General features: G+C 52.4%; 9 protein-coding genes, 2 tRNA genes and 2 other RNA genes. 7 read left to right on the forward strand and 6 right to left on the reverse strand.

The window, feature by feature from the left end; all coding sequences use genetic code 11:
- Positions 1–189 precede the first annotated feature (189 nt).
- The 5 genes from HVZ52_RS10130 to narI all read left to right on the forward strand — a co-directional run bounded on the left by HVZ52_RS10130 (position 190) and on the right by narI (position 8,640).
- Positions 190–1,581 carry a NarK family nitrate/nitrite MFS transporter gene (locus tag HVZ52_RS10130; RefSeq protein ID WP_016153284.1) on the forward strand — a complete coding sequence of 464 codons (1,392 nt, stop codon included), beginning with the start codon at positions 190–192 and terminating at the stop codon, positions 1,579–1,581.
- A 396-nt stretch (positions 1,582–1,977) separates the two neighbouring features.
- The gene (locus HVZ52_RS10135; RefSeq protein WP_181599198.1) at positions 1,978–5,721 is read left to right on the forward strand and encodes a nitrate reductase subunit alpha; all 3,744 of its coding nucleotides are present in this window, start codon (positions 1,978–1,980) and stop codon (positions 5,719–5,721) included.
- Positions 5,718–7,256 carry a nitrate reductase subunit beta gene (gene narH, locus HVZ52_RS10140; RefSeq protein WP_003833388.1) on the forward strand — a complete coding sequence of 513 codons (1,539 nt, stop codon included), beginning with the start codon at positions 5,718–5,720 and terminating at the stop codon, positions 7,254–7,256. The genes HVZ52_RS10135 and narH overlap by 4 nt, the downstream gene beginning before the upstream one ends.
- Positions 7,253–7,963 carry a nitrate reductase molybdenum cofactor assembly chaperone gene (narJ, locus tag HVZ52_RS10145; RefSeq protein WP_049042853.1) on the forward strand — a complete coding sequence of 237 codons (711 nt, stop codon included), beginning with the start codon at positions 7,253–7,255 and terminating at the stop codon, positions 7,961–7,963. Before narH ends, narJ begins: the two co-directional genes overlap by 4 nt.
- A complete protein-coding gene (gene narI, locus HVZ52_RS10150; protein ID WP_181599199.1) occupies positions 7,963–8,640 on the forward strand; it encodes a respiratory nitrate reductase subunit gamma in 678 nt (225 codons plus the stop codon). Before narJ ends, narI begins: the two co-directional genes overlap by 1 nt.
- Positions 8,641–8,806: 166 nt before the next feature.
- On the opposite strand, the gene HVZ52_RS10155 is transcribed toward narI, so the two are convergent.
- From HVZ52_RS10155 to HVZ52_RS10180, 6 genes are all read right to left on the reverse strand, one after another.
- Positions 8,807–8,938: non-coding RNA, RtT sRNA (locus HVZ52_RS10155), on the reverse strand.
- Positions 8,939–8,982: 44 nt separating this feature from the next.
- A non-coding RNA gene (locus HVZ52_RS10160) (RtT sRNA) lies at positions 8,983–9,114 on the reverse strand.
- 44 nt (positions 9,115–9,158) lie between these two features.
- A tRNA-Tyr gene (locus HVZ52_RS10165) sits at positions 9,159–9,243 on the reverse strand.
- Between the two features lie 36 nt (positions 9,244–9,279).
- A tRNA-Tyr gene (locus tag HVZ52_RS10170) sits at positions 9,280–9,364 on the reverse strand.
- 156 nt (positions 9,365–9,520) lie between these two features.
- Complete coding sequence (gene purU, locus HVZ52_RS10175) at positions 9,521–10,363, reverse strand: formyltetrahydrofolate deformylase (RefSeq protein WP_181599200.1); 843 nt, start codon at positions 10,361–10,363, stop codon at positions 9,521–9,523.
- Between the two features lie 55 nt (positions 10,364–10,418).
- Complete coding sequence (locus HVZ52_RS10180) at positions 10,419–10,874, reverse strand: YchJ family protein (RefSeq protein ID WP_016153277.1); 456 nt, start codon at positions 10,872–10,874, stop codon at positions 10,419–10,421.
- Positions 10,875–10,985: 111 nt separating this feature from the next.
- Here HVZ52_RS10180 and rssA point away from each other — a divergent pair, with 111 nt between their 5' ends.
- Both rssA and rssB read left to right on the forward strand, forming a co-directional pair.
- Positions 10,986–11,897 (forward strand): patatin-like phospholipase RssA, encoded by a 912-nt coding sequence (gene rssA, locus HVZ52_RS10185; protein WP_016156731.1) that lies wholly within the window; start codon positions 10,986–10,988, stop codon positions 11,895–11,897.
- A gap of 90 nt (positions 11,898–11,987) precedes the next feature.
- Complete coding sequence (gene rssB / locus HVZ52_RS10190) at positions 11,988–13,001, forward strand: two-component system response regulator RssB (RefSeq protein WP_016153275.1); 1,014 nt, start codon at positions 11,988–11,990, stop codon at positions 12,999–13,001.
- The last annotated feature ends 20 nt before the right edge of the window (positions 13,002–13,021 follow it).

The following is a 13,021-nucleotide window of genomic DNA, read 5'->3' on the forward strand; positions in this document are numbered from 1 at the left end:
AAACGAGGGGGAGTAGGGGACGACAGAAGCGTGAAAAACCACATCTTTTTTACCGAAGTTATGTACTCATTTAGGATGATGATAAATTTCAGTCATCAATAATGACACCTTTTCCTTTGATTTATATCAACTTACCTCCAGCTGTAAACCCTAATGTGGCAGGCATCGAAACAAGTATCAGAGGTGTCTATGAGTCACTCATCTGCCCCGGAAAGGGCATCTGGAGCTGTAATTACCGAATGGCGGCCGGAAGATCCCGCCTTCTGGCAGCAGCGTGGTCATCGAATCGCCAGCCGTAACCTGTGGATTTCCGTCCCTTGCTTGCTGCTGGCGTTTTGCGTGTGGATGTTATTTAGCGCCGTGGCGGTGAACTTACCGAAAGTCGGATTTGATTTCACCACTGAACAACTGTTCATGCTGACGGCATTACCTTCGGTGTCCGGCGCGCTGCTGCGTGTACCGTACTCCTTTATGGTCCCCCTGTTTGGTGGACGTCGCTGGACGGCGTTCAGCACCGGTATCCTGATCATTCCTTGCGTATGGTTAGGTTTTGCGGTGCAGGATACCTCCACGCCATTTAGTACCTTTATCATTATCTCGCTGTTGTGCGGTTTTGCCGGTGCGAACTTTGCCTCCAGCATGGCAAACATCAGCTTCTTCTTTCCAAAACAGAAACAGGGCGGCGCGCTGGGTCTGAACGGTGGTTTGGGTAACATGGGCGTCAGCGTGATGCAGTTAGTCGCTCCGCTGGTGGTTTCACTGTCAATCTTTGCCGCATTTGGCAGCCAGGGTGTTGAACAACCGGATGGTACGCAGCTGTATCTGGCAAACGCCGCATGGATTTGGGTACCGTTCCTGGCTGTATTAACGCTGGCCGCATGGTTTGGTATGAATGAACTGGCAACCTCAAAAGCTTCGCTGAAAGAGCAACTGCCGGTGCTGAAACGCGGGCACCTGTGGATTATGAGCCTGCTGTATCTGGCAACCTTCGGTTCATTTATCGGTTTCTCTGCCGGTTTCGCGATGCTGTCAAAAACGCAGTTTCCTGAGGTACAGATCCTGCATTACGCCTTCTTTGGACCGTTGATTGGCGCCCTGGCACGTTCAGCAGGCGGCGCAATCTCTGACCGACTGGGGGGGACCCGCGTAACGCTGGTGAACTTCGTGCTGATGGCTATTTTCAGTGCCTTACTGTTCCTGACGCTGCCATCAAACGGTGTCGGTGGCAACTTCATCGCCTTCTTTGCGGTGTTCCTGGCGCTGTTCCTGACGGCTGGTCTGGGGAGTGGTTCAACCTTCCAGATGATTTCCGTTATCTTTCGCAAGCTGACGATGGACAGAGTGAAAGCTGAAGGCGGTTCAGAAGAGAAAGCGATGCGCGAGGCGGCGACCGACACTGCGGCAGCGCTGGGCTTTATCTCAGCTATTGGTGCGATCGGCGGCTTCTTTATCCCGAAAGCATTCGGTACGTCCCTGGCATTAACTGGCTCTCCGGTCGATGCGATGAAAGTATTCCTGATCTTCTATGTCGCCTGTGTGGTTATCACCTGGGCGGTGTACGGACGTCATTCTAAAAAGTAAAAAAGTAGTAACTGTTGATTATCCATTGCGCGGTGTTAGACCGCGCTTTTTTTTTGCCTGCAATTAGTTACAACATACTTTTATGTTGTGGCACGACAACAGCCTGTTAGAACGGTGCTCGTAATATGCTAAACAGGGGGGATACCCCTTAATACCCACTTATAAAGAATTTAACATTTGTATGATAAGTGAGTTTAAAAAAATCAATAAAATTCAATATGTTGATTGATTTATCGATATCCCACTAAGGGGGTATGTCAAAATCGGCCCTCAATTTTCATCCCTGCCTGCCTTGATCGTTATCAATTCTCACGCCCTTTCAGAGCGTTACCTTCGCTCTCAATCAAGCAATGTCGATTTATCAGAGAGCCGTCAGGCTCCTACAGGAGAAAACCGATGAGTAAATTCCTGGACCGGTTTCGCTACTTCAAGCAGAAGGGCGAAACCTTTGCCGATGGGCACGGCCAGCTTCTCAATACCAACAGGGACTGGGAGGATGGATACCGCCAGCGTTGGCAGCATGACAAAATCGTGCGTTCAACCCACGGTGTAAACTGCACCGGCTCATGCAGCTGGAAAATCTATGTGAAAAATGGTCTGGTGACCTGGGAAACCCAGCAAACTGACTACCCACGCACTCGTCCAGATATGCCCAACCACGAGCCTCGCGGCTGCCCGCGTGGTGCAAGCTATTCATGGTATCTCTACAGCGCTAACCGTCTGAAATACCCGCTGATGCGCAAACGTCTGATGAAGATGTGGCGTGAAGCAAAAAGACTGCACCGCGATCCGGTAGATGCATGGGCATCCATTATCGAAGACGCCGACAAAGCAAAAAGCTTCAAACAAGCGCGTGGTCGTGGTGGATTCGTTCGTTCTTCCTGGCAGGAAGTGAATGAGCTGATTGCCGCATCTAACGTTTACACCATCAAAACCTATGGTCCTGACCGCGTCGCAGGCTTCTCGCCGATCCCGGCGATGTCGATGGTTTCTTATGCGTCCGGCGCACGTTATATGTCGCTGATTGGCGGGACCTGCCTGAGCTTCTATGACTGGTACTGTGACCTGCCGCCAGCCTCCCCGCAGACCTGGGGCGAGCAGACCGACGTACCGGAATCTGCCGACTGGTATAACTCCAGCTACATTCTGGCATGGGGCTCTAACGTACCGCAGACCCGTACCCCGGATGCGCACTTCTTTACTGAAGTTCGTTATAAAGGCACCAAAACAGTAGCAATTACTCCGGACTACGCAGAAATCGCCAAACTGTGCGACCTGTGGCTGGCTCCGAAGCAGGGAACCGATGCGGCGATGGCAATGGCGATGGGTCATGTCATGCTGCGCGAGTTCCACCTCGATAACCCGAGCCAATATTTCACCGACTACGTTCGTCGTTATACCGACATGCCAATGCTGGTGATGCTCGAAGAGCGCGACGGCTACTATGCTGCTGGTCGTATGCTGCGTGCTGCGGATCTGGTTGACTCTCTGGGGCAGGAAAATAACCCGGAATGGAAAACTGTCGCTATCAACAGCAACGGCGAAATGGTTGCGCCAAACGGTTCAATTGGTTTCCGTTGGGGCGAAAAAGGCAAATGGAACCTTGAGCAGCGCGACGGCACGTCCGGTGATGAAACCGAACTGCAGCTCAGCCTGCTGGGTAGCCAGGATGATATCGCTGAAGTGGGCTTCCCGTACTTTGGTGGCGAAGGCACCGAGCACTTCAGTAAAGTCGAACTGGAAAACATTCTGCTGCATAAATTGCCCGTTAAACGCCTGCAACTGGCCGATGGATCTACGGCGCTGGTGACCACCGTTTACGATCTGACTATGGCCAACTACGGCCTGGAACGTGGTCTGAACGATGAAAACTGCGCGACCAGTTACGATGACGTGAAAGCGTACACGCCAGCGTGGGCAGAAAAAATTACAGGCGTATCACGTTCTCAGATTGTGCGCATCGCCCGTGAATTTGCGGATAACGCAGATAAAACGCACGGTCGTTCGATGATTATCGTCGGCGCCGGTTTGAACCACTGGTACCACCTCGATATGAACTATCGTGGCCTGATCAATATGCTGGTGTTCTGTGGCTGTATCGGCCAGAGCGGCGGCGGCTGGGCCCACTACGTAGGGCAGGAAAAACTGCGTCCGCAAACTGGCTGGCAGCCGCTGGCGTTTGCTCTTGACTGGCAGCGTCCGCCTCGTCATATGAACAGTACCTCCTACTTCTATAACCACTCCAGCCAATGGCGCTATGAGACGGTGACTGCGCAGGAACTGCTGTCTCCGCTGGCAGACAAATCCCGCTATAGCGGTCATTTGATTGACTTTAACGTTCGCGCTGAACGTATGGGCTGGTTACCGTCTGCGCCGCAGTTAGGGACTAACCCGCTGTATATCGCGAAAGAAGCGCAGAAAGCAGGTATGACGCCGGTGGACTACACCGTTAAATCCCTGAAAGAAGGTTCTATTCGCTTTGCGGCAGAGCAGCCGGAAAACGGTAAAAACCATCCGCGTAACCTGTTTATCTGGCGTTCAAACCTGCTCGGTTCTTCCGGTAAAGGCCACGAGTACATGCTCAAGTATCTGCTGGGTACTGAACATGGTATTCAGGGCAAAGATCTCGGCCAGCAGAGCGGCGTGAAGCCAGAAGAAGTGGAATGGCAGGATAACGGACTGGACGGCAAACTGGATCTGGTCGTTACGCTGGACTTCCGCCTGTCGAGTACCTGTCTGTATTCCGATATCGTGCTGCCGACCGCTACCTGGTATGAAAAAGACGACATGAATACCTCGGATATGCATCCGTTTATTCATCCTCTGTCTGCGGCCGTTGACCCGGCCTGGGAATCGAAGAGCGACTGGGAAATCTATAAAGCCATCGCCAAGAAATTCTCTGAAGTTTGTGTGGGGCACCTCGGTAAAGAAACCGACGTCGTTACGCTGCCGATACAGCACGACTCCGCCGCTGAACTGGCGCAGCCGCTGGACGTGAAGGACTGGAAAAAAGGGGAATGCGACCTGATTCCAGGTGTTACGGCACCGCACATCATGACCGTTGAGCGTGATTATCCGGCAACCTACGAGCGTTTCACCTCCATTGGTCCGCTGATGGAAAAAATTGGTAACGGCGGTAAAGGGATTGCCTGGAACACCCAGAGCGAAATGGATCTGCTGCGTAAGCTCAACTACACCAAGGCTGACGGTCCGGCGAAAGGCCAACCGATGCTGGATACCGCAATTGATGCTGCTGAGATGATCCTGACGCTGGCTCCGGAAACTAACGGTCAGGTTGCCGTTAAAGCCTGGGCGGCGCTGAGTGAATTTACTGGTCGTGACCATACGCATCTGGCGCTGAATAAAGAAGACGAAAAAATTCGTTTCCGCGACATCCAGGCGCAGCCGCGCAAAATTATCTCCAGTCCGACCTGGTCAGGTCTGGAAGATGAACATGTGTCTTATAACGCCGGTTATACCAACGTTCATGAGCTGATCCCATGGCGTACGCTGTCTGGTCGCCAGCAGTTGTATCAGGATCACCAGTGGATGCGTGACTTCGGTGAGAGCCTGCTGGTGTATCGTCCGCCAATCGACACCCGTTCGGTGAAAGCGGTGATCGGCGAGAAATCTAACGGTAACCCGGAAAAAGCGCTCAACTTCCTGACGCCGCACCAGAAATGGGGTATCCACTCCACCTACAGCGACAACCTGCTGATGCTGACGCTGTCTCGCGGTGGTCCGATTGTGTGGATGAGTGAAGTTGATGCGAAGGATCTTGGTATCGAAGATAACGACTGGATCGAAGTATTCAACAGCAACGGGGCGCTGACGGCGCGTGCAGTTGTCAGCCAGCGTGTGCCGGCCGGGATGACCATGATGTACCACGCGCAGGAACGTATTGTTAACCTGCCGGGTTCTGAAATCACCCAGCAGCGCGGCGGGATCCACAACTCGGTAACCCGTATTACGCCGAAACCAACTCACATGATCGGTGGTTATGCGCAACTGGCATACGGCTTTAACTACTACGGTACCGTCGGTTCAAACCGCGATGAGTTCGTAGTTGTACGTAAGATGAAGAACATTAACTGGTTGGATGGCGAAGGCAATGACCAGGTACAGGAGAGCGTAAAATGAAAATTCGTTCACAAGTCGGCATGGTGCTGAATCTCGATAAGTGCATCGGCTGCCACACCTGTTCAGTGACCTGCAAAAACGTCTGGACCAGCCGTGAAGGTATGGAGTACGCCTGGTTCAACAACGTCGAAAGTAAGCCTGGCGTTGGCTTCCCGAACGACTGGGAAAACCAGGAAAAATGGAAGGGCGGTTGGATCCGTAAAATCAATGGCAAGCTGCAGCCGCGCATGGGTAACAAAGCACTGCTGCTGGGTAAAATCTTTGCTAACCCGCATCTGCCGGGCATGGATGATTACTATGAGCCGTTTGATTTTGACTACCAAACGTTGCACAACGCCCCAGCAGACAGTAAGGCGCAGCCGATTGCCCGTCCGCGTTCGCTGATCACCGGTCAGCGGATGGATAAAATCACCAGCGGTCCGAACTGGGAAGAAATTTTGGGGGGCGAGTTCGAAAAACGCGCCAAAGACCAGAACTTCGAAAACATGCAGAAGGCGATGTACGGTCAGTTCGAAAATACCTTCATGATGTATCTGCCGCGTTTGTGTGAGCATTGCCTTAACCCGGCGTGCGTGGCGACCTGCCCAAGCGGCGCTATCTACAAGCGTGAAGAAGATGGCATCGTGCTGATCGACCAGGATAAATGCCGCGGCTGGCGTATGTGTATCACTGGCTGCCCGTATAAGAAGATCTACTTCAACTGGAAGAGCGGGAAATCTGAGAAGTGCATTTTCTGCTACCCGCGTATCGAAGCCGGTCAGCCGACCGTTTGTTCCGAAACCTGCGTAGGCCGTATTCGTTACCTCGGCGTACTGCTGTATGACGCAGATGCGATCGAAAGTGCGGCAAGCACGGAGCACGAGAAAGATCTGTACCAGCGTCAACTGGACGTGTTCCTCGATCCAAACGATCCGGCTGTTATTGAACAAGCGCTGAAAGATGGTATTCCGCTGAGCGTCATTGATGCTGCACAGCAGTCGCCGGTTTACAAAATGGCGATGGACTGGAAGCTGGCGCTGCCGCTGCATCCGGAATACCGCACGCTACCGATGGTCTGGTACGTGCCGCCTTTGTCACCGATCCAGTCTGCCGCCGATGCGGGCGAGCTGGGCAGCAACGGTATTCTGCCGGACGTTGACAGTCTGCGTATCCCGGTTCAGTACCTGGCGAACCTGCTGACCGCAGGCGACACTCAGCCGGTACTGTTGGCGCTGAAACGTATGCTGGCGATGCGTCACTACAAACGTGCGGAAACCGTTGACGGTAAAGTTGATACCCGTGCGCTGGAAGAGGTGGGCTTAAGCGAAGCGCAGGCACAGGAAATGTATCGTTATCTGGCGATTGCTAACTACGAAGATCGTTTCGTGGTACCGAGCAGCCATCGTGAACTGGCGCGTGACGCGTTCCCGGAGAAAAGCGGTTGTGGCTTTACCTTCGGTGACGGTTGCCACGGTTCTGATACTAAATTCAATCTGTTCAACAGCCGCCGCATCGACGCTGTCGATGTGACCAGCAAAACGGAGCCGCACCAATGATTGAACTTGTCATTGTTTCGCGTCTGCTCGAGTACCCGGATGCTGCCTTGTGGCAGCATCAGCAGGAACTTTTCGATGCACTCGCGTCATCTGAGAACCTGGATAAAGAGGATGCCCAGACTCTGGGCGTTTTCCTGCGCGATCTCACCGCGCAGGACATGCTGGATGTGCAGGCAAGCTATAGCGAACTGTTTGACCGTGGCCGCGCCACCTCGTTGTTGCTGTTTGAACATGTACACGGCGAGTCCCGCGATCGTGGTCAGGCTATGGTTGACCTGATGGCGCAGTATGAACAGCACGGTCTGCAGCTCGACAGCCGCGAACTTCCCGATCATCTGCCGCTGTATCTGGAATACCTTGCGCAGTTGCCGAAAAGCGAAGCATTAGGGGGGTTACAGGATATCGCGCCGATTCTGGCGCTGCTCAGCGCTCGCTTGCAACAGCGTGAAAGCCGTTATGCGGTGCTGTTCGATCTGCTGTTAAAACTGGCGAATACCGTTATCGACAGCGATAAAGTGGCTGAAAAAATTGCAGATGAAGCGCGTGACGATACCCCACAAGCGCTGGATGCGGTCTGGGAAGAAGAGCAGGTGAAATTCTTCGCCGATCAGGGGTGTGGTGAGTCGGAAATTTCCGCTCACCAGCGTCGTTTTGCCGGGGCTGTTGCGCCGCAGTATCTGAATATCACCACCGGAGGACAGCAATAATGCACTTCCTGAATACGTTCTTCTTTGACATCTATCCATACATCGCGGGTTCTGTCTTTCTGATTGGCAGTTGGCTGCGTTATGACTATGGGCAGTATACCTGGCGCGCGGCTTCCAGTCAGATGCTGGATCGCAAAGGGATGAACCTGGCGTCAAACCTGTTCCACATCGGGATCCTGGGGATTTTTGCCGGGCACTTCCTTGGCATGCTGACACCACACTGGATGTATGAAGCGTGGCTGCCGCTTGAAGTGAAACAAAAGATGGCGATGTTCGCGGGTGGTGCCAGTGGTGTGATGTGTTTGATTGGCGGCGTCCTGCTGCTGAAACGCCGCCTGTTCAGCCCACGTGTGCGGGCGACCACTACCGGAGCGGACATTCTGATCCTCTCCCTGCTGGTGATCCAATGTGTGCTGGGCCTGCTGACCATTCCGTTCTCCGCCCAGCATATGGACGGCAGCGAGATGATGAAGCTGGTGAACTGGGCGCAGACAGTGGTGACCTTCCAGGGTGGGGCGTCTCAATATCTGGATGGCGTCGCGTTCATTTTCCGTATGCACCTGGTGCTGGGTATGACGCTGTTCCTGTTGTTCCCGTTCTCGCGTCTGGTGCACATCTGGAGCGTTCCGGTCGAATATCTGACGCGCAAATACCAGATTGTTCGTGCGCGTCATTAATCGGTTATCTGTGTAAGACAAAACCCCGCTCCGGCGGGGTTTTTTTACGACTAATTGCCGGATAAGCATTGTGCATCAGGCAAATTGCCGACCCGAATTGAGGCTTGATCGAGGGCAAGGTATGGGGCATTACAGATGGATTGGATGCTGGTGCGTTATGAAGTGATGGTGGTGGGGGAAGGATTACTCAGCGCGGAGCGCTTCGCCCTTCGGGTCGTTGCCTGCGGCAACGCTTTCTCGCTAACGCTCGAATCGAACCTTAGTCGAAGCTTCTCATCCTTCCCGCTTGGGCAGAATATGAGACATTACAGATGGATTGGATGCTGGTGCTTTATGAGGTGATGGTGGTGGGGGAAGGATTACTCAGCGCGGTGCGCTTCGCCCTTCGGGTCGTTGCCTGCGGCAACGCTTTCTCGCTAACGCTCGAATCGAACCTTAGTCGAAGCTTCTCATCCTTCCCGTCTGGGCAGAATATGAGACATAACAGATGGATTGGATGCTGGTGCGTTATGAAGTGATGGTGGTGGGGGAAGGATTCGAACCTTCGAAGTCGATGACGGCAGATTTACAGTCTGCTCCCTTTGGCCGCTCGGGAACCCCACCAGGGGTATACTAATTTTATGAATCAATCGGAATGAATGGTGGTGGGGGAAGGATTCGAACCTTCGAAGTCGATGACGGCAGATTTACAGTCTGCTCCCTTTGGCCGCTCGGGAACCCCACCACGGGGTAATGCTAGTTACTGGCCTGCTTCCGTTGGAAGCGGGGCGCATCATATCAAATGATGCGCCCCTGTAAAGTATTCCGTTGATAAAAAAGAACTGGTTGCCTGATTTTTACGCGTAAAGATGTAAAGGTAACCAATTCAATTATCAATCGATTACAGAATAATCGTTCGGTTACCGTAAACAAAGACGCGTTGAGCCAGAACCTGATACAGCGCGCGGCTTAATACATTTTTCTCAACGTCGCGGCCCGCACGCATCATGTCTTCCGCGGTGTAGGTGTGATCCACATGAATTACGTCTTGCATAATGATTGGGCCTTCATCGAGGTTATCATTCACGTAGTGGGCTGTCGCACCGATGATCTTCACACCGCGATCATAAGCCTGATGGTAAGGGCGAGCGCCAATAAACGCTGGCAGGAATGAATGGTGAATATTGATAATCTTATTCGGGAAGCGTGAAACAAATGTTGGCGTCAGAACGCGCATGTATTTTGCCAGCACGACATAGTCAGGTTGGTGCGCGTCGATAGCGTCGGCCATTTTCAGGTCATGTTCGTCACGCGTTAAACCTTCGTGGCTGACCAGCTCAAACGGGATATCAAACCGTTCAACCAAAGGTCGCAGCGTCTCGTGGTTGCCGATCACAGCGGCGATTTCAACATCCAGCCCGCCATAATTGGCCTTCATTAACAGATCACCCAGACAATGTGCTTCCTTGGTGACCAAAATGACGATACGGCGGCGTCCTGCTGGCGTTAATTCACGAATGGAGCCATCTGGAAGGGCACTATCCAGATCGGCAAGCAGCGTGACGTCGTTAAAAATACCCTCCAGTTCGGTACGCATAAAAAAGCGCCCGGTACGGTGGTCCACGAACTCATTGTTCTGCACGATGTTCAGTTCATGCTTGTAACAGATATTCGTAATGCGCGCGATCAGACCTTTTTGGTCCGGGCAAATAGTACGCAGCACTTTTCGTTGTAATGAATGCATTTGCAGCGGTGATCCTGTTGAGAATGTTTGCAAAATTGATACTGTCGGGCGTTGATTAGCCGCAGCACTTTTTAAATTTTTTACCGGAGCCACAAGGGCAGGTATCGTTTCGTCCAATTTGAGGGCGTGTACCGTCTATATAGTACCACTGACCGTTTTCTTTTAAAAAACGAGAGCGCTCGATAATTGCACCTGTTTTACCTTGTTCAGAAAATCGCGCAACAAAGCTGACATAGCCGATATTTTCTGTGTCTGCCGTTTGTTGTTCAAAAACGGTCAGCCCGAGCCATTCAGTGTGGCTAAATCCTGCGATAATGTCGTCGCGAAACGCGGCTGCATGACAGTCCGGATGCCAGGTCTTGATAAGGTAATCTGCGTCTTTCATCACAAAAGCACAGTAACGAGAACGCATGAGATGTGACGGCGTAGGTGCTACTTGCGCGCCGGACACATAACGGTAGCAACATAGGCTATACTCGACAGCGCTACCACAGGGACAAAGCTGAGACACAAAGTACTCCCTGGAATAAAAAAACGGCGTAAAAACGCCAGGGTAGCACTATGTTAACTGAGCGGTAGCGATGTTGCTACGTCTGCAAGCCAGGGGAAGTTTGTACGTACAATGAGAAAAATAAAAATTGGGCTGGCGCTAGGTTCCGGCGCGGCGCGAGGTTGGTCGCATATTGGCGTTATTAAAGCCCTAAAGCATATGGGCATTGATGTTGATATTGTGGCAGGGTGCTCCATTGGTTCGCTGGTTGGTGCAGCCTACGCATGCAATAAGTTACCTGCTCTCGAACAATGGGTTTGTTCTTTCAGCTATTGGGATGTCTTACGTCTGATGGATCTCTCGTGGCGCAGGGGCGGTTTACTGCGTGGTGAACGGGTATTCAATCAGTACCGTAATGTCATGCCGGTAGAAGCAATTGAGCAATGCACTCGCCGTTTCGCAACTGTGGCTACTAATCTGAGTACGGGTCGGGAGCTCTGGTTCACGGAAGGTGATTTGCACCTGGCTGTTCGGGCCTCCTGCAGTATTCCTGGTCTGATGTCCCCTGTAGCGCATAATGGTTACTGGCTGGTCGATGGCGCGGTGGTGAATCCCGTTCCTGTATCCTTAACTCGCGCGCTGGGCGCTGACATCGTTATTGCCGTCGATCTGCAACACGATGCGCATCTTATGCAGCAAGATTTACTCTCCTTCAACGTCAGCAGTGATGCCGAAACGGGTGATGATGTCGACGCGCTTTCATGGCGTGCCCGACTGAAAGAGCGCTTGAGCAACATAACGGCCAGGCGTGCGGTAACCGCGCCGACGGCGATGGAGATCATGACGACTTCTATTCAGGTTCTGGAAAACCGTCTGAAACGTAACCGCATGGCCGGTGACCCGCCAGATATCCTGATCCAGCCGTTTTGTCCGCAAATATCCACGCTGGATTTTCACCGCGCCAGCGCAGCAATTGCTGCTGGACAACTGGCGGTCGAGAAGAAAATGGATGAACTTCTACCCCTGGTGAAAACCAACATCTAACGCATTTTTTATCAACACTTAAGCAAATTCTGACAGGCGTGAGTAGCAATAGCATGCCACTATTTACTAAAGCCAGTCAGGGGGGAGAATATGACGCAGCCATTGGTCGGAAAACAGATTCTTATCGTTGAGGATGAGCCGGTATTTCGCTCACTCATGGACTCATGGTTTTCCTCTTTGGGAGCGACAACGGCGGTAGCTGGCGATGGACTTGAAGCACTTGAATTACTCGGGCACTTTAACCCCGACCTGATTATCTGCGACCTGGCTATGCCACGAATGAACGGCCTTAAGCTAGTAGAGTATCTGCGTAATCGTGGCGATCAGACCCCCATCCTGGTGATATCAGCGACGGAAAACATGTCTGATATAGCCAAAGCACTGCGATTGGGTGTGGATGATGTGCTGCTAAAGCCGGTAAAGGACCTGAACCGCCTACGCGAAACCGTCTTTGCGTGTCTGTATCCGAATATGTTTAATTCACGCGTGGAAGAAGAAGAGCGGCTGTTTCGTGACTGGGATGCGATGGTTGGTGATCCCGCCGCTGCAGCAAAGCTGTTGCAAGAATTACAGCCTCCTGTGTCGCAAGTTATTTCACGATGTCGGATCAACTATCGTCAATTGGTGGCTGCCGATCAGCCGGGGCTGGTACTGGATATTGCACCGCTATCGGACCATGACCTTGCGTTTTATTGTCTGGATGTGACGCGGGCAGGGGATAATGGCGTTCTGGCAGCATTGTTACTGCGGGCGCTATTTAACGGTTTGCTGCAGGAACAGCTCGCGCATCAAAATCAACGATTGCCGGAGCTCGGTGCGTTATTGAAACAGGTTAACCATTTATTGCGCCAGGCTAATTTGCCCGGACAATTCCCTTTGCTGGTGGGTTATTACCACAGCGGATTAAAAAACCTGATTCTGGTATCAGCAGGGCTGAATGCGACATTAAATACAGGTTCCCACAATGTACAAATCAGCAATGGCGTTCCGTTGGGAACCCTAGGGAATGCGTATCTTAATCAACTGAGCCAACGTTGCGAATCCTGGCAATGCCAAATTTGGGGGGCCGGTGGTCGGCTGCGCCTGATGTTGTCTGCAGAATGAACAACCGAGTGGAGTGAGAA

The sequence above is a fragment of the Citrobacter sp. RHB36-C18 genome (assembly GCF_013814485.1).
In the GTDB taxonomy this organism is placed as follows: domain Bacteria; phylum Pseudomonadota; class Gammaproteobacteria; order Enterobacterales; family Enterobacteriaceae; genus Citrobacter; species Citrobacter braakii.